The organism is Rhizobium sp. CC1099 (assembly GCF_029714385.1).
GTDB lineage: Bacteria > Pseudomonadota > Alphaproteobacteria > Rhizobiales > Rhizobiaceae > Rhizobium.
In genome coordinates this window covers 3354141-3376067 of the sequence record NZ_CP121641.1, presented here as the reverse complement: position 1 = coordinate 3376067, position 21927 = coordinate 3354141, and the positions used below count along the sequence as shown (strand labels likewise).

The window sequence follows — 21927 nt, the reverse complement described above, 5'->3', positions numbered from 1 at the left end:
AAACAGGAGGACGGCATGCAGATCAATCGTACAGGTTCGGCTCAATGGTCCGGCGGCCTCAGGGACGGCAAGGGACGGATATCGACACAGAGCGGCGCGCTGAAGGAGTATCCCTATGGTTTTTCGAGCCGCTTCGAAGGTATTCCAGGCACCAATCCGGAAGAACTGATCGGCGCGGCTCATGCCGGCTGCTTCACCATGGCGCTATCGTTGATTCTCAGCGATGCGGGGCTTACGGCCGAAGACATGGAGACTACGGCAAAGGTAACGCTCGAGAGTGTCGAAGGTGGCTTCGCGATCACCGCAATCCATCTGTCGCTGACCGGCAAGGTTCCCGGCGCCGACCAAGCGGCGTTCACCGAGCTCGCCAACAAGGCGAAGGCGGGGTGCCCGGTTTCCAAGGCGCTTTCCGCCGTGCCGATCACACTCGACGTCAAGTTGGACTGATTTCCGCAATGATTGATTTTAAATGCCGCGAGCCGATGCCGCGGCATTTTTTTGGCGGCGGCAGAATATTGACAAATGATGCCTGATGTTTTACGACTGACGAAATTCAAAATTCGTCAGTCGTAAGTAAGGCTTCTGAAAACGCATGAATGACACCGCAGAAAACATGCTGGACAGTACCCGCCAGGAAAATGTGACGCGCATTCTGGATGCGGCAGAGCGGCTGTTCCGCCACTATGGCTACGGCAAGACCACGGTTGCCGATGTGGCGCGTGACCTCGGCATGTCGCCGGCCAATATCTACCGCTTCTTCGCCTCGAAAGTGGAAATCCACCAGGCGATCTGCGGCCGCATGCTGGCTGCCAGTTACAAGCAGGCCTACGACATCTGTCACCTGCCGATCAACGCCTCGGAGCGCCTGCGACGATTTGTGTATGGCCAGTATCAGATGACGCTAGACACCATGCTTGATGAACAGAAGGTGCACGAGATGGTCGTCGTCGCAATCGAACGCGACTGGCATGTCATCGAACGCCATATCGACAGCATTCATGAACTGATCGCCGGCGTGATCCGCGAAGGGATCGCAGCCGGGGAATTCGCCGAGCAAGATGCCGATGTTGCTTCACGCTGCTTCGGTGCGGCCACCGTGACGCTCTGCCACCCGCAGATGGTGGCGCAATGTCTTGCCAAGACCAACCGCGCGACGGTTGACGAACTCATCGAGTATTCGATCAAGGCATTGAAATAACAGCATGGCCAGGCCGTCAGAAACACACGAAACGATCAGGAGTGCGAAGATGGTTTCGCTCAAGACACGCAATCTGCCGTCCGTTTTCAGCTTCGCGTTTGTCGGCATCATCAGCCTCGGCCTTGCCGGCTGCAGCGAGGCGGAGAAGGCAGAGACGAAGGAAATCGTCCGCCCCGTCAAGGTCGTGGAGATTGCCATGGCCGGCGAAACGCGCGCCCTCGACTATTCCGGGGCTGTGAAAGCACGCATCGAGATGAATCTCGGGTTCCGTGTTGCGGGCAAGATCACGGAGCGGCTCGTCAATATCGGCGATCGGGTGAAGCCTGGGGATGTGCTCGCGCGCATCGACTCCACGGATTATCAGCTCGCGGTGAAGACGGCTGAAGCCAACTTGGCGGCGGCCGAGAAGGGCGTGCAGACGGCAGATCTCGCCAACAAGCGTGCCGGGCAGCTCTTCGACAAGAATGCCACGCCGAAATCGCAGCTCGAGCAGGCTTCGCTTTCCTATGACCAAGCTGTTTCGACGCGCGATGCTGCGATCTCATCGCTCGATCAGGCGAAGAACCAGGTAAGTTACACGGATCTGAAGGCCGATCAGAACGGCATCGTGACCGCAGTCAGTGCGGATACGGGTCAGGTCATCGCCTCCGGTGCGCCTGTCGTCGCCGTTGCCATCGATGGCGAGAAGGAAGTTCAGATCGCGGTGTCGGAAAACGATATTGCCGAATTCAAGCCGGGCAAGACGGTGAAGGCAACCTTCTGGTCGGATGACAAGCTGGTGCTCGACGGCAAGGTGCGCGAAGTTTCAGGCAGCGCCGATCAGCAGTCCCGGACCTTTTCCGTCCGCGTCAGCCTGCCAAATGATCAGCGTGTTCTGCTCGGTATGACGGCGACGATCGAGGCGGATGTTACGAATTCCGATCCCTATGTCGCGGTGCCGTTGAGCGCGCTTGCCGAGAAGGATGGGAAGAAGATCGTCTGGGTCGTCGACCGCGGCGCGGCAACCGTGCACGCGCGCCAAATCCACGTCGGTGATTTCACCGGCGACGGCGTCAACGTCGCCGATGGCCTGAAGAGCGGGGATCTCGTTGTTGCCGCCGGAACGCAGTTCATGACCGAGAACCTGAAGGTCTCGGTGCCGGGCGATCAGTCGGCTTCCGCCGAGCCCGCCGGCACCGTTCAATAATTGCTGTCCAGGAGAGGGAATACTGTCATGGACAACTCGACCACCGAGAAACGCTCCTTCAATCTGTCGCGCTGGGCAATCGGTCATCCCAGCATTGCACGCTTCCTCTTCGGTTTGATCATCATCACCGGTGCGCTCGGACTGATGCGCATGGGGCAGAAGGAAGATCCGGATTTCACCTTCCGTGTCATGGTCGTGCAAGCTATGTGGCCAGGCGCCTCGATCCAGGAAATGGAGGATCAGGTCGTCAACAAGATCGAGCGCAAGCTGCAGGAAACGCCGCACCTCGATTTCGTTCGCTCTTACACCCGTGCCGGCAGCGCGATCATTACGCTGCAGGTCAAGGGCGACACGAACTCCGCGGAAGTGGCGGATGCCTTCTATCAGGTGCGCAAGAAGGTCGGCGATATTTCGAACGAGCTGCCGGAAGGCCTGCTCGGGCCCTATTTCAATGACGAATTCGGCGATACCTTCATCACACTTCATTCGATCAGCGGCGACGGCTACTCCTATCCGGAACTGAAGAAATTCGCGATCCAGGCGCGCGACATGCTGCTTTCGACGCGGGGCGTCGAGAAGGCCGTCATCATCGGTGACCAGCCGGAAAAGATCTACATCGACGTTTCCTCCAAGGCGCTTGCCGAACGAGGGGTTACGATCCTCGACCTGCAAAATGCCATCAAAGGCCAGAACACAGTCGATCCTGCCGGCTCTGTCGATACCGGGCTGCGTTCGGTGCGTATTTCCGTCGAAGGCGATGTGAAGAAGGCCGAGGATATTCGCGAACTACGCCTGCGTTCCGGCAACCAGGTGACGCGTCTCGGTGATATTGCCACCGTTACCTCCGGGCTCGAAGACCCCTATCAACGCAAATACCGTTTCAACGGGCACGAAAGCGTGCAGGTCGGCGTGGTCATGGCCAAAGGCTTCAAGGTCACGGATGTCGGCAAGGATGTCGAAGCGACCTATCAGCGCTTCGATGAATCTCTTCCCTACGGCGTTTCCGTCGACCAGATATCCAATCAGCCGGATGTCGTGACCGACGCCATCAGCGAATTCATGCATGCGCTTGGCGAAGCGCTTATCATCGTGTTGATCGTCTCGTTCCTATCGATCGGCTGGCGATCGGGCCTTGTCATCGCGATAGCGATTCCGCTTGTGCTGGCTGCGACCTTCGCCATCATGTACGAACTCGGCATCGACCTGCAGCGCATCTCGCTCGGCGCGCTCATTATTGCGCTTGGACTTTTGGTCGACGATGCGATGATCGTCGTCGAAATGATGGAACGAAAACTGGAAGAGGGCCTCGTGAAGATCGAGGCGGCGAGCTTCGCCTATTCCTCGACCGCCTTTCCGATGCTGACCGGTACGCTGATCACCACGGCAGGCTTCATTCCCGTCGGCTTTGCAGAATCGACGGCCGGCGAATATGTGCGCTCGCTCTTCTATGTGGTCGGCATCGCGCTCGTCGTCTCGTGGTTCGTCGCGGTCTATTTCACGCCGTGGCTGGGTTACATGATCCTCAGGCAGCGCAAGCACGCCGGCGAGCATCATGATGTCTTCGACACGCGCTTTTACCGCCGCCTGCGTACCACTGTCGCATGGGCTGTGCGCCATCGCATCATCGTGCTGGCTGCCACGCTCTTCACCTTTGCGACGAGTCTCTGGGCGTTCCAGTTCATTCCGCAGAACTTCTTCCCGCAATCCTCGCGTCCGGAAATTCTCGTCGATCTCTGGCTGCCGGAAGGCACCAGCATCAAGGAAGTCGAGACGCAGGCAAAGATGCTCGAAGCCAAGATGATGGATGACAAGGACAAGAAGTTCATCGCCACCTATATCGGCGAGGGCGCACCGCGCTTCTTCTTGCCGCTCGACCAGCAGCTTCGCAATCCAAACTTCGCGCAGCTCCTGATCATCGCAAATGACGAACCTGCTCGCGAGCGGCTGATCGTCAAGCTGCGTAGCATCCTTGCGGACGATTTTCCGTCGATCCGCGGCAAGGTCGACCGTCTCTTCCTCGGTCCGCCGACGGGCTGGCCCGTGCAAATGCGCGTCATGGGACCGGATCGCCAGGAGGTCCGCCATATCGCCGATCAGGTGAAGGCGAAGTTTGCCGAAAATCCGCAGCTCGGCGCCGTCCACGACGATTGGCTGGAGCCGGTGCCGGCCATGAAGCTGGTGATCGACCAGGACCGTGCCCGCGCCCTCGGCGTCACTTCGCAGCGCGTCCGCGAGACGCTGCAGACCGCCGTGTCCGGCACGTCGCTTGACGACTTCCGCGACGGCGAAGAGACGGTCTCGATCGTGGCCCGGGAGCCGGATTCCAGCCGTTCGCTGCTGTCGGCCGTCAATTCGGTCTATGTCCCGACGGACTTCGGAGGTTTTGTTCCGGTCTCGCAGGTCGCCAAGGTCGTCCCCATCATGGAACAAGGCGTCGAATGGCGGCGTGACCGCCTGCCGACGATCACCGTCCGCGGGACGCTGCCAGATGGCATCCAGCCGAACGACGTGGCGATGAAGATGTATGCCGATATGCAGGACCTGCGTGACAGCCTGCCTGCCGGCTACAAGATCGAAATCCAGGGCGGTGCGGAAGATGCGGCTGAAAGTCAGGCTTCGATCGCCGCCAAGGCGCCGATCATGCTCGTCGTCATCGTCCTGCTGCTGATGGCGCAGCTGCAGCATTTTGGCAAGGCGATGCTGGTGCTCGCGACCGGCCCGCTCGGCATCATCGGTGCCTCTGCCGCACTGCTGATCAGCGGCGCGCCCTTCGGCTTCGTCGCGATCCTCGGCGTGATTGCGCTGCTTGGCATCATCATCCGCAACTCGATCATCCTCGTCGACCAGATCGACCAGGATATCAAGGCGGGCATGGCCCGGCAGGAGGCGATCGTGGGTGCGGCCGTGCGCCGTTTCCGGCCGATCATGCTGACGGCGCTGACGGCAGTTCTCGCCCTTATCCCGATCTCCCGCGGTGTCTTCTGGGGTCCACTCGCCTACGCGATGATGGGCGGCATTCTGGTTGCAACCGTGCTGACCATCCTCGTCCTACCAGCGGGTTATGCCCTCTTCTTCGGCCGCGAGCCGAAGACGAAGGACACGGAGAGCGAATATGCCAATGCCAACCAGGAAGAGGCGGATGACCATCATCCGCCGGCATTGGCAGCAGAGTGAAAATGGCGGGTGAAATCCCCGCCATTTTCATTTTCCAATCAACCCACTCGAAAAAATGCTCTCAAGCCGCTTCCGCTTTCAGGCCCAGAAGAGCCGCGCCGATGAGGCCCGGCTCTAAACGGCATTCGCTGCGCACGATCAGCGGCCGGTCGAACCTGCGCAGCGTGCGGCCTCTTACGGCCTTGTCGAGTTCGGCAAGCAGCGGCTCGACATTGGAAAGTCCGCCGCCGACCGGGACGATGGTCGCGCCGGTGATATTGACGGTGAGTGCCAAGGGCGAGGCGACGAGATCGGTATAGACGTCGATCGTGCTCGTCGCCTTTTCCTCACCCCGTTGCCATTGCGCGATGATTTCCTCGCTGGGGAAGTCGAGGTCGTGCAGCGTCTTGTGAAGCCGCTCGAGGCCGCGGGCGCCGCCGACTGTATCGACGCAGCCCTTTTGGCCGCAGCCGCAGGGAAGGGCTGGGATTTTCACGGGGGGATTGCCGGCTTCGCAGGCGAGGATCGGGCCGTGACCCCATTCGCCGGCAAAACCGCCCGAGGCGTTGACGAGCCTGCCGTCGGAAACGAGCCCGCCGCCGACGCCAGTGCCGAGGATCGCGCCGAAGACGATGCGGTGGCCGCGCCCGGCGCCAAGTTCAGCTTCGGCCATGGTGAAGCAATCGGCGTCGTTGGCAATCAGGACCGGAAAGCCAAGTTCGGCCTCCAGATCAGCCGCAAGGCTGCGGTTGTGAATGCAGGGAATGTTGGCGCATGTCAGCCGTTGCGTATCCGGATCGACGACGCCGGCAATCGAGAAGGCAAGGCACGAAGGTGTTTCGCTGGTCTCTGCTATGAAACTGCGGATCGTCTCGGCGAAATCAGCAAAATCATCCTTGGGCGTCGGACGGCGACCCATAGGAACGATATCCGTTTCCGAGCGTGCGATACCGCCTTTGATCGCCGAACCGCCGATGTCGAGTGAGATGATCATGCTTGTCTGCCTCGAAAGTTTCCGCGTCTGCTCGCACCCTTCGGGTGGATTTGCAAGTCCTATGCCGGCAGGTTCACCTTCGCCTCGAAGCCGGAAGTCTCGTCGCTTGCCGGGGAGAGGAGTTCCAGCGTGCCGCCCATCTGTGAGACGATGCGGTCGGCGATCGCAAGGCCCAGGCCGGAACCGGATGCGCTGGTCGTGCCGCGCCGGAAGCGTTTCTTGAGGCCAGCAAGATCGGCTTCCGGGATCGCAGGGCCGCCATTGACGACACGGATGGTCCCGGCCTTATCCAGGCTGACCTTGGCGGGCCGATCCTGGTCGCCATGAAGCAGCGCGTTTTCGATGAGGTTGCGCATGACGATGCCGAAGGCATCCATGTCTGCATAACGGACAAGCGTTGCTCCGGCGTCGGGCACATAGTTGACGCGCCCCTTGGTGCGGCTGTCGCGCTCGTAGTCGCTGACGATCATCTCCAGCACCTTGCTGAGGTCGGCGGCTTTGTCGCTGGCACCGATGCCGGCTTCGGCGCGTGAAAGCTGCAGCAGTTTTTCGGCTAGGCGGCCGAGATCGACGAGCGAGCTTTCGACCTGCCGCGCCCGCGTCCTGGCGGCACCGGCCGACAGTTCTTCGGCCAAGCGCTGGGTCTGTGCCAGCGCGCCGGCAATCGGCGTGCGGAGCTCGTGAGCGCTGTTAGCGGTAAATTCGCGTTCCGCTTCGAGCGCCGACCGGAGACGGGCGAGCAGAAGATTGACCGAGCGAGCGATCGGCTTGATTTCTTTCGGCAGCTCGTCGCCTTCAATGGCCGCCATATTGCCGCTGTCCTTGGTGGCGATGTCCCGGCGTAGCGTTTCGATCGGCTTCAGCGCCCGGCCAAGGATGAGCCAGATGGCGAAGATACTCGCCGGGATCAGCACGATCAGTGGAAGCAGCAGCGTGACGGCGCTTTCGCGCACGGCTTCGCGACGATTGCCGAGGCGATCGGCGACCTGCATGAACAGGGCGCCGTCAGCGGTCGCTTCGGTATAGATGCGCTGGCGATCGTTGTTGTGAAAACCACGGGCGAGTGGCGCATCGAAAGGTTCAGGCGAAGCGTCATCGGAGCGAAGAACGACGTTTCCGACCTTGTCGCGTAGTTGATAGGTCAGATATTCGCGGCTGGCTGGCGTATTCAAAATTGCGACGCCGGAAGGGTCTGTTTCGGCGCGCTGGTTCAGGTCGTCGACGATCAGCGTCAAAAGGCGCTGGGCCGTCTCCTGCTGGGCGCTGTCGAAAAGCTCGTCGAATTCGTGCTGCATCACCTGGATGCCGAGCCCGATCGCGGCGAGCCAGAAGATGACCATAGCACTTGTGAGCGCCAGAATGAGCCGGCGCGTGATGCTCGGTTCGCGTCTCATGCTTCCGCCAGCGTGTAGCCGATGCCGCGGGCGGTCTTGATCCTGTCGCGACCGATCTTCTTGCGCAGCCGGCTGACATAGACCTCAACCGTATTGCTTTCGATCTCCGAGCCGAAGGCATAAAGGGCTTCCTCGATCCGGTCCTTCGGCACGATTGCGCCCGGACGGGCGATGAGCAGATCGAGCACGGCCCATTCGCGGCTGGTCAGCACGACCGGCTCGCCGGCGATGGCAAGTCTGTGCTGCGGCCGGTCGATCTCGATATCGGCAATGCGGATGATAGTCCTTGGATTGGCGTCGTAGCGACGCGCGACAGCCATGATGCGGGCCTGCAATTCTCCGAGATCGAACGGCTTGACGAGGTAGTCGTCGGCGCCTGCGTTCAGGCCTTCGATGCGATCGGAAATCTGGTCGCGCGCAGTGAGGATTATTACCGGCATTGCCATACCGTCGTCACGCAACCGTTTCATGAAATCGATGCCTCTGCCGTCGGGAAGCTGCAGATCAAGCAGGATCAGACCGTAGTCCACGGAGCCTGCAGCGGCCTCAGCATCGCCGATCGTACACATCCAGTCGATCGCGTGACCGGCGGCTGCAACGTGATCGCGCACCGCTTCCCCAATCATCTTGTCGTCTTCAACCAAAAGAATGCGCACGCAATCTCTCCTTGCCAAGAGCAGTAGCGCTGCTTTTTGCTAAGGGTCAAGCGAAGGGTGCCGGCGAAAAATCGCCATGCAATGGCCGTGATCCAGAACCCGCGCGGCCATGATGGCGGCGCATTCGACAGAGAAGATTCACATTGGGATGGTATCAGTCGCAAGCCGACGAGCCGGGATGCTATGACAATCAAGGAAATGGAGACATCACGCAGGCGTTTTATCAGGAGTCCGCGCCCGAGGGGGCGACGGCTTTCGGCCATCTTGAGGCAGCTTGCGGGTGACAGGAGCCGTGAGCGCATTTCGATCGGCGATCTTTTCGAGGTGATGGGCGACCGTGCGACCGGTGCGCTCATGCTGGTCTTCGCCATTCCCAATCTGGTGCCGACGCCGCCGGGAACCTCCGCAATCCTCGGCGCGCCGCTACTCTTTCTTGCAGCGCAGCTGACATTCGGGCTGAAGCCATGGTTACCGAAGGTAATTGCCGGCCGCTCGATGAAGCGCGAGGATTTCGAAGCGATCGTCTCGCGCATCCACCGTTGGCTCGCCTTTGCCGAGCGCATGCTGCAGCCGCGGCTTTCTTTCCTCGTCGAGCCGCCTGCCGAATACCTTGTGGGCTTTCTCTGCCTAGTGCTTGCGGTCATCCTGACGCTGCCGATCCCGCTCGGCAACATCCTGCCGGCTTTTACCATCTGCCTGTTTTCCTTCGGCATATTGGGCAAGGATGGTCTCTTTTCGGCGTTTGGAATGGTCATGGCCGGTATTTCACTGACCGTCGTTGGCGGCGTGATCTACGGCCTTATCAAGGCTGCGATCTTCTTCGTCACAAACTGGTTTGCCTGAGCGAATATTCGCCCATACGGCCGTTGCATTTTCTCAATGCACTCGACTTTTGCTCAATTTTGTTCTGATCTGGCGCGGCACAGACTCAAAGGTATTCGTCCGGCAGAAAGCCGGCCCATTTTACGCGCGGTAGACCTCGATGGCGAAAAGAACCGAGACACCTGGACGGCTGGACGACGCAGCGCGTGCGGGCTGGCTTTATTACGTGGCTGGGCGCACGCAGGACGAGATTGCGTCTGCGATGGGTATCTCGCGGCAATCAGCACAGCGCCTGGTGTCGCTGGCCGTCGCCGAAAAACTCATCAAAGTGCGGCTCGATCATCCGATTGCTGCCTGCCTCGAGCTCGCCAACCAGCTGCGCAAGAAATTCGACCTCAAGCATGTCGAGATCGTGCCGAGCGATCCGGGGTCTTCATCGAGGACGGTCGGCATTGCCGAAGCGGCGGCTGCTGAGATCGAGCGATGGCTCAAGCGGCCGGATCCGATCGTGCTCGCCGTTGGTACCGGCCGCACGCTGAAGGCTGCCGTCGATCAGCTGCCGACGATCGAATGTCCGAATCATCGCATCGTTTCGCTGACGGGCAACATCACGCCGGACGGTTCAGCCGCCTATTACAATGTCATCTTCAGCATGGCGGATGCAGTGAAGGCGCGGCACTTCCCGATGCCGCTGCCGGTGCTCGTCACTTCGGCCGAGGAGCGTGAATTGCTCCATGGCCAGCAACTGGTGCGCTACACGCTTGCGATCAGCGCCCAAGCCGATGTGACCTTCGTCGGTATTGGCGAACTGGGCATCGACGGCCCACTCTGCGTCGACGGCTTCCTGGAGAAGGACGAGATGATGGAGCTGATGCGCGAGGGGGCCGTCGGCGAAATCTGCGGCTGGATTTTCGACGAGGAGGGCAGGCTTCTCGATAATCCGATCAACGAGCGCGTCGCGTCGGCCTCGATTCCTTCACGCGAAACCTCGACAGTCATTGGAATCGCCAAAGGCAAGCGCAAATTCAAGGCGATAAGGGCCGCAATTGTTGGCCGTCAAATCAATAGCCTGATCACCGATGAACAGACTGCCGAGTTTTTGCTCACGTCTTGAGCAAAAAATATCATATTTAAAATCAATCGGATAGCGTGTCATTTCGCTGGTGCAGCAACGATTCCAATTGACATTCGACGCACTGTAGTGAGTAATTGCTCACGAGCAAAGCGAATGCTCATACCCATCTTCTGGGAGGAAGATATGACATTGAGAACTATTCTGCTGGGCGCCTGCTCAGCATTGGCGTTTGCGGGCATGGCTTCGGCTGAAACGCTAACGATCGCGACCGTCAACAACGGCGACATGATCCGGATGCAGAAGCTGACGGATGACTTCAAGGCGAAGAATCCCGACATCGACCTTGAATGGGTTACCCTCGAAGAGAACGTTCTGCGCCAGAAGGTCACGACTGACATCGCGACCAAGGGCGGCCAGTACGACGTTCTGACGATCGGCACTTATGAAGTCCCGATCTGGGCAAAGCAGAGCTGGCTCCTGCCGCTCGACAACCTCGGCGCCGACTATGACGCCGACGACCTGCTGCCGGCCATTCGCAGCGGCCTGACTGTAGACGGCAAGCTCTATGCGGCGCCGTTTTACGGTGAAAGCTCGATGGTCATGTATCGGAGAGACCTCTTCGAGGCCGCCGGTTTGAAGATGCCCGACGCGCCGACCTGGGACTTCATCGCCGACGCTGCGAAGAAGATCACCGACAAGGACAAGGAAATCTACGGCATCTGCCTGCGCGGCAAAGCCGGCTGGGGCGAAAACATGGCCTTCCTGACGGCGATGTCGAACTCCTTCGGCGCCCGCTGGTTCGATGAGAGCTGGAAACCCCAGTTCGACCAGCCGGAGTGGAAGGACACGCTCACCTTCTACGTCGACCTGATGAAGGAAGCCGGCCCTCCCGGCGCTTCGTCCAACGGCTTCAACGAAAACCTGGCGCTCTTCCAGACCGGCAAGTGCGGCATGTGGATCGACGCCACCGTTGCGGCCTCCTTCGTTAGCAACCCGAAGGAATCGACGGTTGCCGACAAGGTCGGTTTCGCACTGGCTCCGGACAAGGGTCTCGGCAAGCGTGGCAACTGGCTGTGGGCCTGGAGCCTTGCCATCCCGGCGAGCTCGCAGAAGGTCGAAGCAGCTGAGAAGTTCGTCGCCTGGGCAACGAGCAAGGACTACACCAAGCTCGTCGCCGAGAAGGAAGGCTGGCTGAACGCACCTCCCGGCACGCGTACCTCGCTCTATGAGAACGCGGAATACCAGAAGGCTGCGGCTTTCGCGAAGATGACGCTCGACTCCATCAATGCGGCTGACCCGACCAAGCCGACCGTAAAGCCGGTTCCCTATGTCGGCGTCCAGTTTGTGGCGATCCCGGAATTCCAGGGCATCGGCACGGCCGTCGGCCAGCAGTTCTCCGCGGCTCTCGCCGGCCAGGTCTCGGTCGACCAGGCGCTGCAGAGCGCGCAGCAACTGGCGACCCGCGAAATGACCAAGGCTGGTTACATCAAATAATAACCTCCTGAGACGGTGGGATCGTTGACCTCCCACCCCTCTGGGCCGCCGAATGCCCGAATAGCGTCGGCGGCCCCTTTTTCTTAGCTGCCCTGCAGCCAGACGCCCCTCGAAACAGGATCGGTCATCGCCATGGCAACGTTACACACCCGCTCCGCAGCGCGAATGATGATCGCACCGTCCGTCGTGCTTCTCTTCGCGTGGATGATCGTCCCGCTTGCGATGACGATCTACTTCTCACTGTTGAACTACAACCTTCTCAGCCCGGGAATGGAGAGCTTCGTCGGCTTTCTGAACTACAGCTACTTCCTGTCCGATCCGGCCTTTTTCGCAGCACTCACCAATACGCTGCTTTTGGTGCTCGGCGTGCTGATCATCACCGTGGTCGGCGGTATCGCCTTCGCCTTGCTGCTCGACCAGGACATCTATGGCCAGGGCATCGTGCGCATCCTGGTGATTGCGCCGTTCTTCGTCATGCCGACGGTGGCAGCGCTTGTCTGGAAGAACATGTTCATGAACCCGGTCAACGGGCTCTTTGCGCATCTTGCCAAGGCGCTCGGACTGCAGCCCTATGACTGGCTGGCAAACGCACCGTTGTTCTCGATCATTCTGATCGTCGCCTGGCAGTGGCTGCCGTTTGCGACGCTGATCCTGCTCACCTCTCTGCAGTCGCTGGACGAGGAGCAGAAGGAAGCTGCCGAAATGGATGGCGCCGGCGCGATATCGAGATTCATCTATATCATTCTGCCGCATATGGCGCGCGCCATCACGGTGGTGATCCTGATCCAGACGATCTTCCTGCTCTCGGTCTTTGCCGAAATCCTGGTTACCACCAACGGCGGCCCGGGCACGCAGAGCACGAACCTGACCTACCTCGTCTATGCGCAGGCGCTTCTTCAGTTCGATATCGGCGGCGCTTCGGCGGGCGGGATCATTGCGGTCATCCTCGCCAACATCGTCGCGATCTTCCTTGTCCGCCTTGTCGGCAAGAATCTGGAGGCTTGAGATGGCTAGAAAAGTTACAACTCAACGCAAGGTGATCATGACGGCGATCGCCTGGACGCTGGCGATCCTGATCTTCTTCCCGATCCTGTGGACGTTTCTTACGAGCTTCAAGTCGGAGGCCGACGCGATTGCCTCGCCGCCGCAGTTCCTGTTCTTCCACTGGACGACGGAAAGCTATGCGGAGGTGCAGAGCCGGTCGAACTATCTCGGCCACTTCATGAATTCGGTGATCATTTCCTTCGGCTCGACGCTGATCGGCCTCATCATCGCGATCCCTGCCGCCTGGGCCATGGCATTCTCGCCGACCAAGCGGACCAAGGACGTGCTGATGTGGATGCTGTCGACGAAGATGATGCCGCCGGTCGGCGCGCTGATTCCGATCTACCTGATGTTCCGCAATTTCGGCCTGCTCGACAGCCGGATGGGGCTGGTGATCGTGCTGACGCTGATCAACTTGCCGATCATCGTCTGGATGCTCTACACCTACTTCAAGGAAATCCCTGGCGAAATTCTCGAAGCGGCGCGCATGGACGGCGCATCGCTTGCCAAGGAAATCATCTACGTGCTGACGCCGATGGCGATACCGGGCATTGCCTCGACGCTGCTCCTCAACATCATACTGGCCTGGAACGAAGCCTTCTGGACGCTGAACCTCAGCGCCTCGAGAGCCGCGCCGCTGACGGCATTCATCGCCTCCTACTCCAGCCCCGAAGGTCTGTTCTACGCCAAGCTTTCGGCAGCATCGACAATGGCAATCGCGCCGATCCTGATCCTCGGCTGGTTCTCACAAAAACAACTCGTCCGCGGCCTGACCTTCGGCGCGGTGAAATAAGACATCAGGGAGACAAACATGGGCAGCATTACCCTTCAGAGCGTTTCGAAGGTCTTCGGCGAAGCCAAGGTCATCCCTTCGATCGATCTCGACATCCAGGACGGCGAATTCGTCGTCTTCGTCGGCCCGTCGGGCTGCGGCAAGTCCACGTTGCTCAGGCTGATCGCCGGGCTGGAGGACGTTTCCGGCGGCAAGATCGTCATCGACGGCAAGGACGCGACCGAAAAGGCGCCATCCGAGCGCGGGCTTGCGATGGTGTTCCAATCCTATGCGCTTTATCCGCATATGAGCGTGCGCAACAATATTGCCTTCCCATTGAAGATGGCCGGCATGGACAAGACCGAGATCGACAGGAAGGTAAGCGATGCCGCACGCGTCCTGAACCTGACGGATTATCTGGAGCGCAAGCCGCGCCAGCTTTCCGGCGGCCAGCGGCAGCGTGTCGCGATCGGTCGCGCCATCGTGCGCCAGCCATCGGCCTTCCTCTTCGACGAGCCGTTATCGAACCTCGATGCCGCACTTCGCGTCAACATGCGCATCGAAATCAGCGAACTGCACCAGCAACTGAAGACGACGATGGTTTACGTCACCCACGACCAGGTGGAAGCCATGACAATGGCCGACAAGATCGTCGTGTTGAACCGCGGCAACATCGAGCAGGTGGGCTCGCCGCTGGAGCTCTACAAGAGCCCGCGCAATCTCTTCGTTGCCGGTTTCATCGGCTCGCCGAAGATGAATTTCATCACCGGTCAGAATGCGGCTGCGCTGAATGCGCATACGATCGGCGTGCGTCCGGAGCATGTGCTGCTTTCGACCGAAAGCGGCGACTGGAAGGGCAGGGTCATCGTCGCCGAGCATCTCGGCTCCGACACGTTCCTGCATATCGACGTCGATGGTATCGGCTCGATTACTGCACGCGGTGGCGGCGATTTCCCGGCGAAGGCCGGGGAGACCGTCTACCTGACGCCGGACAAGACGCGCATCCATAAATTCAACGAGGGCGGTCTCGCCATCTGAGGCAAATGCCGGGCGGGGTGAGAATGCAGGCCGGGCAAGGCGTCCGGTTTGCTGAGAGCAGAGCGGCGGATCCGCTCCGCAAGACCTCAAGAGGACTGAAACATGACGTGCAAATTATCGCTGGCAACGCTTACCGATGCGGCTAAAACGGCCGAAATCCCGGCTTATGACCGAGCGTCGCTTACGGCCGGCATCGTGCACTTCGGCGTTGGCAATTTCCACCGCGCCCACCAGGCTATCTACCTCGATGACCTTTTCAACCAAGGACAGGATCACGACTGGGCCATCATCGGCGCAGGCATGCTGCCTTCCGACGCCGCGATGCGCGAGAAGCTTGCCGCGCAGGACTTCCTGACGACGGTCGTGGAGCAGGACAACAACAAGACGGCGGCGCGTGTCACGGGGCCGATGGTCGACATCCTGCCGGTCGGCGATTCCGGAGCCATCGTTGCCAAGCTCTCCGATCCTGCAATCCGCATTGTCTCGCTGACGATCACCGAGGGCGGATACTTCATCGACGCGTCCGGCAAATTCAATCCATCGCATCCGGCGATTGTTGCGGACGGAAAAAACCCGTCCGAGCCGAAAACCGTTTTCGGCCTTATCGTTGCCGGTCTCAAGGCACGCAAGGAGAAGGGCACCGTGCCCTTCACCGTTATGTCCTGCGACAACATTCCGCATAACGGTGCCGTCACCAGAAACGCCGTCTTGGGTATGGCGGAGCTTTCCGATCCGGCGTTTGCCGTGTGGATCAAGGCGAATGTCGCCTTCCCGAATGCCATGGTCGATCGCATTACGCCGGCAACGGGCCAGCGCGAGATCGATTTGCTGACGGATACTTTCGGTATTGAAGACAACTGGCCGGTCTATTGTGAAGAGTTCAAGCAATGGGTGCTGGAAGACAAGTTCACTGCCGGACGGCCAGCGCTCGATAAAGTCGGCGTCACCTTCGTGCCGGATGTCACGCCTTACGAGCATATGAAGATACGCATCCTCAATGGCGGCCATGCGGCGATCGCGTATCCGGCGGCGTTGATGGACATCCATTTCGTGCATGACGCGATGGAAGAGCCTCTGATCCGCGCCTTCCTCGCCAAGCTCGAAAACGACGAGATCATCCCGATCGTGCCGCCGGTGCCGAATACCTCGCTCAAGGATTATTTCGCGCTGATCGAACGCCGTCTTCTGAACCCGAAGATCGCCGACACGATCCCGCGCCTGGCGCAGGACGGTTCGAACCGTCAGCCGAAATTTATCCTGCCATCCACGCTCGACAATCTGCGCCAGGGCAAGGACGTCGTCGGCCTTTCGCTGGTTTCGGCTCTCTGGTGCCGTTACTTCGCGGGCACGACCGACAGCGGCAAGGAGATCGTTTTCAACGATGCTAGTGCCGATCGGCTCCATGCCGCCGCGCTGAAGGCAAAGGACGATCCGGCGGCGTTCCTCGTCTTCGACGACATTTTCGGCGAGGTGTCGCAATCCGAATTGTTCTGCAAGCGTTTTACGCATGCCCTGAAAACACTGTGGGAAAAGCGGACCCGCGCGACCTTGCAGCTCTATCTCGAGGGCAAGCTTGCAGTGTAGGAAATCAACATGGCGGCAATTCCTGCCGCCATTGATCCGGCTTGCGCATGCGCGAGCCGATAACGCGCCCGAACCGAACTCTGGTTGGTCTTCATGGCTGATTCTGAAACACGCCTGGTCATTTTCGATTGTGACGGTGTCCTCGTCGATAGCGAGCCGATCTCCGTCAGCGTGCTCGTCGAGGCGATGAACGACCTCGGAGTGCCGATCACCGAGGAAGAGGTCTATGGGCGCTTCCTCGGCAGGAGCCTCGCGACCGTCATCGAAACGATGAAGAGCGAATATCAGGTGTATGCCGGCGACGAGTTTCTCGAGCGCATCCGCACCAATCTCTATGCGCGATTCAGGAAAGAACTGAGGCCGATCGAAGGCATAGGTGCGACGATCGACGCGCTCGACATCCCTTGCTGCGTCGCTTCGTCGAGCCAGGTCGAGCGCATCAGGCTGTCGCTCACCGTCACCGGCCTTATCGACAAGCTACCGAACATCTTCAGCGCCTCGATGGTGAAGAATGGAAAGCCGGCGCCGGACCTCTTCCTGCATGCGGCCCGCGAAATGCACGTCGATCCGAAGAACTGCGTCGTAATCGAAGACAGCCCTGCCGGGATCGAGGCAGCCAAGGCCGCAGGCATGACGGTCTTTGCCTTTACCGGCGGCTCACATGCCAATTTTGCAGGTTATCGCGCCGAACTCGAGCGGCTTTCGCCGGAACGCGTATTTGACGCAATGCCGGATTTGATACACCTTATCCAGAAACAAAAGCTGGATGGGGCTCGCCCTTGATGCATGATCATGTGGTTGCGGTGGATGTCGGCACCGGCAGCGCGCGTGCCGGTGTGTTCGATGCCCGCGGTCGCCTGCTCGGAAAGGCCGAACATGCGATCATCATGAATAGGCCGCGTGAAAATCATGCCGAACATGATTCCGAAAACATCTGGTCTGCGGTCTGCATCGTCGTTCGCAAGGCGATGGAACAATCGGGCGCAGCTCCTGCGTCTGTCGGTGCGATCGGCTTCGACGGCACATGCTCGCTCGTCGTCCGCGATGTCGATGGTGGACAGATCAGCGTCTCGACCGGGGGCGAGAGGCGCTTCGACACGATCGTCTGGCTCGACCACAGGGCGTTGAACGAAGCTGATTTCTGCACGGCAACCGGCCATGCGGTTCTCGATCATTCCGGGCATTTCATGTCGCCGGAGATGGAGATGCCAAAGCTGATGTGGCTGAAGAAGAAACTGCCTGGCACCTGGATGAATGCCGGTTATTTCTTCGATCTTGCCGACTTCATGACGTGGAAGGCGACGGGCTCGATTGCCCGTTCGCGCAGCACGCTGACGGCGAAGTGGAATTATCTGGCGCACAAGGAAACGGGCTGGCAGAAAGATTTTCTCGCGCAGATCGGTCTGGAAGACCTGCAGGAGCGCGGCCGTCTGCCCGACGAGACAGCACCGGTCGGCACAAGCGTCGGCACGCTCACCCAGGAGGCCGCATCGGCACTCGGGCTGACGACGGATTGCCACGTTTCGGCGGGCCTGATCGACGCCTATGCGGGCGCGCTCGGCACGCTTGCCGGCTATGCGGCCGACCCAGCGCAGCTTGAGCGTCAGTTGGCGCTCATTGCGGGAACCTCGAGCTGCATCATTTCGTTCTCCCGCGATCGAAAGCCAAGCCATGGCATGTGGGGACCTTACTACGAGGTCGTCTTTCCGGATTCGTGGCTTGTTGAAGCCGGTCAATCGGCGACGGGTGCGTTGCTCGAGCATATCGTGCGCATGCATGCTGCCGGGGGCGAGCCCACCGCCGCATTGCATCAGAAGATCGTCTCCCGCATTGCGCAATTGCGTGCCGAAGAAGGCGACGCGCTCGGCTCGCGCATCTTCGTGCTGCCGGATTTCCACGGCAACCGGTCGCCTCTTGCCGATCCGCACGCCGTCGGCACTATCAGCGGGCTGACGCTCGATACGTCATTCGACGGACTTTGCGCGCTCTACTGGCGTACGGCCGTCGGCATTGCGCTCGGCATCCGGCATATTCTCGAAAAGATGAAGGAATACGGTTATGTGCCGGACACGCTGCATGTTGCGGGCGGGCATGTGAAGAACCCCGTGCTGATGGAGCTTTATTCGGATGCGACAGGTTGCAGGGTCGTCGTTCCGAAGATGAACGAGGCGGTGTTGCTGGGCACCGCGATCGGGGCGTCTGTTGCCTGTGGCTTACACAAGGATCTCACGACGGCCGGCGTGGCAATGTATCCCGGGGGTGAAGAGCGTGCGCCGGACGCGACAAAGCAGGCTCTGTATGATCGCGAATATCGGCGGTTTCTCGCGATGTATCGCCATCGCGCCGAACTGGACGCGATAAGCTAGCGATTGCCGCTTTCTCCGAGAATGGTGCCGAATTCCGACATTCGCCGCCGGCGTTCGAGCGCCTCTTCGCCTGCAGCGGCAATGACCGATTCCGCCAGACAGTCGAGAAGAGCGATCAACGGAGGAAGGTTGTCCTCGTCGGGCGAGCGGGCAGGCGGAAGCGCCAGCATGACGTTGGATTGGTCGGGCAGCCAGTCGCTGTTTTCCGTTGTGATCAGCACGACCTTGTAGCCATAGCGCCGCGCGGTTCGCGCCAACAGACGCGCTTTGCCGAAGCGTCGGCAATCGATGATGATCAGGAGGGCGCCTTCGCCACTCGGGCGAGCGAAGAGTTCGGCGAAGCGGTTTGCCGAACCGTCCAGTGCGTGGACGCCATCGCGGGACCGTGTCAGCCGGTGGGCGAAATGCGTTGCGAAGCCCGCGAGCCGTACATGCGTTGCAATGAAAACTTCGCGCGCCATGCCAATCATCGCGACGGCTTCGGCCCAGTGCGTCTGTGCGGTCAGATGGTAGATGTGGTGCAGCGCCTGGATCTGCTCGGTGACGAGCAAGGCAAGCGATTTTCCTTCCGAGGCATCGGTCTGCAACGCGTTGAGCGAATTTTGAAGTTGGACAGGAGAGGTGACTGCGGTTTCACGGAAATGGACTTTGACGCTGTCGAGACCCTGATAGCCGAGGGCGCGCAGAAAACGGCCAACCGTCATCGGGCTTAGATCGAGCCTGTCGGCCACGGAGGCAGCGGTCTCGAAGGGAAGGTCGTTCAGGTGCTCGGTAAAATACTTCGCAATTCTGCGCTCGGCCGGCGTGCCTGACTTCACATAGTGTCTGAGCTTCTGAACAAAGTCTTCCACATCAGCCTCCCTGACTTCCCAGAGGCAATTCGCGGATGCGCTATTGGCGAGACTTGCCGTTGCAACTATTTCCGGAAGCTGCGTCCTAGGCTCAAGTTTATATCGAATACTATAGACTATATATTAGTGTGTTATTTTAGACAAGTTTTCCATCGTTGCATGTAGTTTTATTTCGACTTGCCGTCGGGCGTTGAGATTCCTACATGCGAAGATATAACCTGGAGATGCGAAGAATGATCCTCGATGCCGCGCGCCTTGCGTTTTTCAACCTTTTTGCACGGGAAACCCGGTCTGTTTTCTGGAAGGTGCTGGGGCTTACGATCCTGGTCCTCATTGGGCTCTGGTTCGTGCTGCGAAGCTTGTTCATGACTTTGCTGTTTCCGTGGATCGCGGGCTTCTTTCCGGAAATTCCGGATTGGGCCGGCTGGCTGAGCTTCGTCTTTGTCATTCTCGCAAGCATCGGTCTTGCCTTGGGCCTGGCACTGATGCTGTCGCCCGTGACGGCGTTGATTGCCGGCCTTTTTCTCGATGACGTGGCGGAAGTGGTGGAGAAGCGGGATTATCCCGAGGATACCCCGGGAACGGCGATGCCGATCGGCCCGGCAATCGCGAGTTCACTCAAGTTCCTGGGCGTGGTGATCGCCGGCAATATTGTCGCTCTCCTCCTGCTCTTCATCCCGGGCGTGAACCTGATTGCCTTCTTCCTGGTGAACGGTTATCTGCTCGGCCGGGAATTCTTCGAATTCGCCGCCATGCGCTTCCGTTCGCCGGAGGAGGCCCGGCTCTTCAGGGCAAAGCACGCTTCTACGGTCTTTCTCGGCGGTTTGGTCATCGCCGCTTTCCTGGCCATCCCCTTCCTCAATCTGCTGACGCCGCTTTTTGCGGCGGGCATGATGGTTCATCTCTACAAGCTGATTTCCCAACGGGATCTCGGTTTTCACCGGTAATCAGTTTGAGGAGGCCGATGGTTCGGCTATTCGACGGCCTCGCCGATCACCTGCGGCGGTAGCTCGACCAGCGGCGCCGGTATGTCGCAGCTCTTTTCCGGCCATCTGCAGAGATCGGCGATCACGCAGCGCTCGCATTCCGGGCGGCGCGCCTTGCACGTGTAGCGGCCGTGCAGGATCAGCCAGTGGTGGGCATGATAAAGGTAGTGACTGGGGATCACCTTCATCAGGCGGTCCTCGACCTCGTCCGGTGTCTTTCCCGGCGCCAGCTTGATGCGATTGGCGATGCGGAAGATGTGCGTATCCACCGCCATCGTCGCCTGGCCGAAGGCCATCGATAGAACCACGTTCGCTGTCTTGCGGCCGACGCCCGGCAGGCGCACGAGTTCCTCACGCTTCTGCGGAACCTCGCCGCCGAATTCATCGACCAGCATTTGCGAGAGCGCCATGACGTTCTTCGCCTTGTTGCGGTAAAGGCCGATCGTCCTGATGTGGTCGCGAAGGCGTTCCTCGCCGAGCGCCAACATCTTCTCCGGCGTATCTGCCACCTTGAAAAGCGCCCGCGTCGCCTTGTTGACACCGGCATCCGTCGCCTGGGCGGAGAGTGCCACGGCAACGACGAGCGTGAACGGATTGGTGTGTGCCAGCTCGCCTCTGGGTTCCGGCCGCTGGATCGAGAAGCGGCGGAATATCTCCTCGCGCTCGGCTTGCGAATACGCGGTGCGCACCGGGACGGCCTTGCGGCGGGTGATCACTTTCGAGTTTTGCGGTGTTTTGCGGACGGATTTGAGTTTCGGTTCGGGCATCGACAATCTATACTCATCAGCCATGACGGAAAGCAACGCCGGGCGGGCGAACGAACAGCCTGTTTTTGCAGCCGAACTTTTCCCTTACCGGTCGCTCGGCCGCAAGGGTTTCAGGGTGCTGCTGCTGATTTCCGGTGCCGTCTGTATCATCTATGGGATATTCTTCGTCGTTACCGGTGCTTGGCCGATCGGCTTCTTCTTCGGGCTGGATTTCGCGTTGCTCTACGGTGCCTTCTGGCTCAACTACCGCTCCGGCAGGGCGCGCGAGGAAGTGACCGTTTCGCGCACCGATGTCGCGATCCGCAAGTTCGCGCCTTCCGGACGCATGGTGGAGCATCACTTCAATCCCTTCTGGGCGCGTTTCCTCGTCCGCCGCCACCAGGAAATCGGCATTCTTTCCATGCATATTTTTGGCGAGGGCCGGCGGACGGATATCGGCTCCTTCCTCAATCCGGATGATCGCGAAAGCTTTGCCAAGGCCTTCAAAGGAGCGCTTGCGACAGTCAAGCAGCGTATTTAAACATTGCGCAAGAAACGGGTGGCTTGC

Annotated in this window: 20 protein-coding genes; 15 read left to right on the top strand and 5 right to left on the bottom strand. The window is 59.9% G+C overall.

Annotation, left to right across the window (positions count from 1 at the left end; all coding sequences use genetic code 11):
* Nucleotides 1-15 precede the first annotated feature (15 nt).
* The 4 genes from QA644_RS16895 (at nt 16) to QA644_RS16880 (ending at nt 5558) form a co-directional block, all read left to right on the top strand.
* Nucleotides 16-447 (top strand): OsmC family protein, encoded by a 432-nt coding sequence (locus tag QA644_RS16895; protein WP_074069759.1) that lies wholly within the window; start codon nt 16-18, stop codon nt 445-447.
* A 145-nt stretch (nt 448-592) separates the two neighbouring features.
* Complete coding sequence (locus QA644_RS16890; protein WP_074069758.1) at nt 593-1198, top strand: TetR family transcriptional regulator; 606 nt, start codon at nt 593-595, stop codon at nt 1196-1198.
* A gap of 49 nt (nt 1199-1247) precedes the next feature.
* The gene (locus QA644_RS16885) at nt 1248-2384 is read left to right on the top strand and encodes an efflux RND transporter periplasmic adaptor subunit (RefSeq protein ID WP_283069647.1); all 1137 of its coding nucleotides are present in this window, start codon (nt 1248-1250) and stop codon (nt 2382-2384) included.
* A gap of 27 nt (nt 2385-2411) precedes the next feature.
* Complete coding sequence (locus QA644_RS16880; protein WP_283069646.1) at nt 2412-5558, top strand: efflux RND transporter permease subunit; 3147 nt, start codon at nt 2412-2414, stop codon at nt 5556-5558.
* 61 nt (nt 5559-5619) lie between these two features.
* On the opposite strand, the gene QA644_RS16875 is transcribed toward QA644_RS16880, so the two are convergent.
* From QA644_RS16875 to QA644_RS16865, 3 genes are read right to left on the bottom strand one after another with little or no spacing between them, the layout of a single operon-like run.
* Complete coding sequence (locus QA644_RS16875; protein WP_283069645.1) at nt 5620-6531, bottom strand: ROK family protein; 912 nt, start codon at nt 6529-6531, stop codon at nt 5620-5622.
* A 59-nt stretch (nt 6532-6590) separates the two neighbouring features.
* The gene (locus tag QA644_RS16870; protein ID WP_239596817.1) at nt 6591-7925 is read right to left on the bottom strand and encodes a HAMP domain-containing sensor histidine kinase; all 1335 of its coding nucleotides are present in this window, start codon (nt 7923-7925) and stop codon (nt 6591-6593) included.
* Nucleotides 7922-8581, bottom strand: coding sequence for a response regulator (locus QA644_RS16865; RefSeq protein WP_283069644.1), 660 nt, complete (start codon nt 8579-8581; stop codon nt 7922-7924). Before QA644_RS16865 ends, QA644_RS16870 begins: the two co-directional genes overlap by 4 nt.
* A gap of 264 nt (nt 8582-8845) precedes the next feature.
* Between QA644_RS16865 and QA644_RS16860 the strand changes: the two genes are divergently transcribed.
* The 9 genes from QA644_RS16860 to QA644_RS16820 all read left to right on the top strand — a co-directional run bounded on the left by QA644_RS16860 (nt 8846) and on the right by QA644_RS16820 (nt 18776).
* Complete coding sequence (locus tag QA644_RS16860; RefSeq protein WP_239596821.1) at nt 8846-9424, top strand: exopolysaccharide biosynthesis protein; 579 nt, start codon at nt 8846-8848, stop codon at nt 9422-9424.
* Between the two features lie 139 nt (nt 9425-9563).
* On the top strand, nt 9564-10517 hold the full coding sequence (locus tag QA644_RS16855) for a sugar-binding transcriptional regulator (protein ID WP_239596824.1): 954 nt from the start codon (nt 9564-9566) through the stop codon (nt 10515-10517).
* A 144-nt stretch (nt 10518-10661) separates the two neighbouring features.
* On the top strand, nt 10662-11972 hold the full coding sequence (locus tag QA644_RS16850) for a sugar ABC transporter substrate-binding protein (RefSeq protein ID WP_283069642.1): 1311 nt from the start codon (nt 10662-10664) through the stop codon (nt 11970-11972).
* Nucleotides 11973-12104: 132 nt separating this feature from the next.
* Nucleotides 12105-12977 carry a sugar ABC transporter permease gene (locus QA644_RS16845; RefSeq protein ID WP_028739754.1) on the top strand — a complete coding sequence of 291 codons (873 nt, stop codon included), beginning with the start codon at nt 12105-12107 and terminating at the stop codon, nt 12975-12977.
* Between the two features lies 1 nt (nt 12978).
* The gene (locus tag QA644_RS16840) at nt 12979-13809 is read left to right on the top strand and encodes a carbohydrate ABC transporter permease (RefSeq protein WP_074069752.1); all 831 of its coding nucleotides are present in this window, start codon (nt 12979-12981) and stop codon (nt 13807-13809) included.
* An 18-nt stretch (nt 13810-13827) separates the two neighbouring features.
* On the top strand, nt 13828-14826 hold the full coding sequence (locus tag QA644_RS16835) for an ABC transporter ATP-binding protein (protein ID WP_283069640.1): 999 nt from the start codon (nt 13828-13830) through the stop codon (nt 14824-14826).
* 102 nt (nt 14827-14928) lie between these two features.
* Entirely contained in the window at nt 14929-16410 is a 1482-nt protein-coding gene (locus tag QA644_RS16830; RefSeq protein WP_194728254.1) for a mannitol dehydrogenase family protein, read from the top strand.
* Nucleotides 16411-16503: 93 nt separating this feature from the next.
* Entirely contained in the window at nt 16504-17193 is a 690-nt protein-coding gene (locus tag QA644_RS16825; protein WP_194728253.1) for an HAD family hydrolase, read from the top strand.
* A complete protein-coding gene (locus QA644_RS16820; protein WP_283072408.1) occupies nt 17193-18776 on the top strand; it encodes an FGGY-family carbohydrate kinase in 1584 nt (527 codons plus the stop codon). Before QA644_RS16825 ends, QA644_RS16820 begins: the two co-directional genes overlap by 1 nt.
* Here QA644_RS16820 and QA644_RS16815 read toward each other — a convergent pair.
* Nucleotides 18773-19627: a MurR/RpiR family transcriptional regulator gene (locus tag QA644_RS16815; protein WP_283069639.1), complete on the bottom strand. Its 855-nt coding sequence runs from the start codon at nt 19625-19627 to the stop codon at nt 18773-18775. The two genes, QA644_RS16820 and QA644_RS16815, sit on opposite strands and share 4 nt — an antisense overlap.
* A 233-nt stretch (nt 19628-19860) precedes the next feature.
* On the opposite strand from QA644_RS16815, the gene QA644_RS16810 reads away from it, so the two are divergent.
* Nucleotides 19861-20574 carry a sulfate transporter family protein gene (locus tag QA644_RS16810; RefSeq protein ID WP_074069746.1) on the top strand — a complete coding sequence of 238 codons (714 nt, stop codon included), beginning with the start codon at nt 19861-19863 and terminating at the stop codon, nt 20572-20574.
* Between the two features lie 26 nt (nt 20575-20600).
* Here the strand turns inward: QA644_RS16810 and nth are convergent, their stop codons facing one another.
* Nucleotides 20601-21404: an endonuclease III gene (gene nth, locus QA644_RS16805; protein ID WP_283069638.1), complete on the bottom strand. Its 804-nt coding sequence runs from the start codon at nt 21402-21404 to the stop codon at nt 20601-20603.
* Here nth and QA644_RS16800 point away from each other — a divergent pair.
* Nucleotides 21403-21900 (top strand): DUF2244 domain-containing protein, encoded by a 498-nt coding sequence (locus tag QA644_RS16800; RefSeq protein WP_283069637.1) that lies wholly within the window; start codon nt 21403-21405, stop codon nt 21898-21900. The two genes, nth and QA644_RS16800, sit on opposite strands and share 2 nt — an antisense overlap.
* Nucleotides 21901-21927 lie beyond the last annotated feature (27 nt).

What these genes read in the sequence shown, in the direction of transcription:
- QA644_RS16845 (WP_028739754.1), top strand. Translation starts at nt 12,105, where the DNA reads ATGGCAACGTTACACACCCGCTCCGCAGCGCGAATGATGATCGCACCG.
- QA644_RS16870 (WP_239596817.1), bottom strand. Translation starts at nt 7,925, where the DNA reads ATGAGACGCGAACCGAGCATCACGCGCCGGCTCATTCTGGCGCTCACA.
- QA644_RS16890 (WP_074069758.1), top strand. Translation starts at nt 593, where the DNA reads ATGAATGACACCGCAGAAAACATGCTGGACAGTACCCGCCAGGAAAAT.
- nth (WP_283069638.1), bottom strand. Translation starts at nt 21,404, where the DNA reads ATGGCTGATGAGTATAGATTGTCGATGCCCGAACCGAAACTCAAATCC.
- QA644_RS16810 (WP_074069746.1), top strand. Translation starts at nt 19,861, where the DNA reads ATGATCCTCGATGCCGCGCGCCTTGCGTTTTTCAACCTTTTTGCACGG.
- QA644_RS16825 (WP_194728253.1), top strand. Translation starts at nt 16,504, where the DNA reads ATGGCTGATTCTGAAACACGCCTGGTCATTTTCGATTGTGACGGTGTC.
- QA644_RS16835 (WP_283069640.1), top strand. Translation starts at nt 13,828, where the DNA reads ATGGGCAGCATTACCCTTCAGAGCGTTTCGAAGGTCTTCGGCGAAGCC.
- QA644_RS16855 (WP_239596824.1), top strand. Translation starts at nt 9,564, where the DNA reads ATGGCGAAAAGAACCGAGACACCTGGACGGCTGGACGACGCAGCGCGT.
- QA644_RS16830 (WP_194728254.1), top strand. Translation starts at nt 14,929, where the DNA reads ATGACGTGCAAATTATCGCTGGCAACGCTTACCGATGCGGCTAAAACG.
- QA644_RS16880 (WP_283069646.1), top strand. Translation starts at nt 2,412, where the DNA reads ATGGACAACTCGACCACCGAGAAACGCTCCTTCAATCTGTCGCGCTGG.
- QA644_RS16895 (WP_074069759.1), top strand. Translation starts at nt 16, where the DNA reads ATGCAGATCAATCGTACAGGTTCGGCTCAATGGTCCGGCGGCCTCAGG.
- QA644_RS16820 (WP_283072408.1), top strand. Translation starts at nt 17,193, where the DNA reads ATGCATGATCATGTGGTTGCGGTGGATGTCGGCACCGGCAGCGCGCGT.
- QA644_RS16885 (WP_283069647.1), top strand. Translation starts at nt 1,248, where the DNA reads ATGGTTTCGCTCAAGACACGCAATCTGCCGTCCGTTTTCAGCTTCGCG.
- QA644_RS16875 (WP_283069645.1), bottom strand. Translation starts at nt 6,531, where the DNA reads ATGATCATCTCACTCGACATCGGCGGTTCGGCGATCAAAGGCGGTATC.
- QA644_RS16840 (WP_074069752.1), top strand. Translation starts at nt 12,979, where the DNA reads ATGGCTAGAAAAGTTACAACTCAACGCAAGGTGATCATGACGGCGATC.
- QA644_RS16850 (WP_283069642.1), top strand. Translation starts at nt 10,662, where the DNA reads ATGACATTGAGAACTATTCTGCTGGGCGCCTGCTCAGCATTGGCGTTT.
- QA644_RS16800 (WP_283069637.1), top strand. Translation starts at nt 21,403, where the DNA reads ATGACGGAAAGCAACGCCGGGCGGGCGAACGAACAGCCTGTTTTTGCA.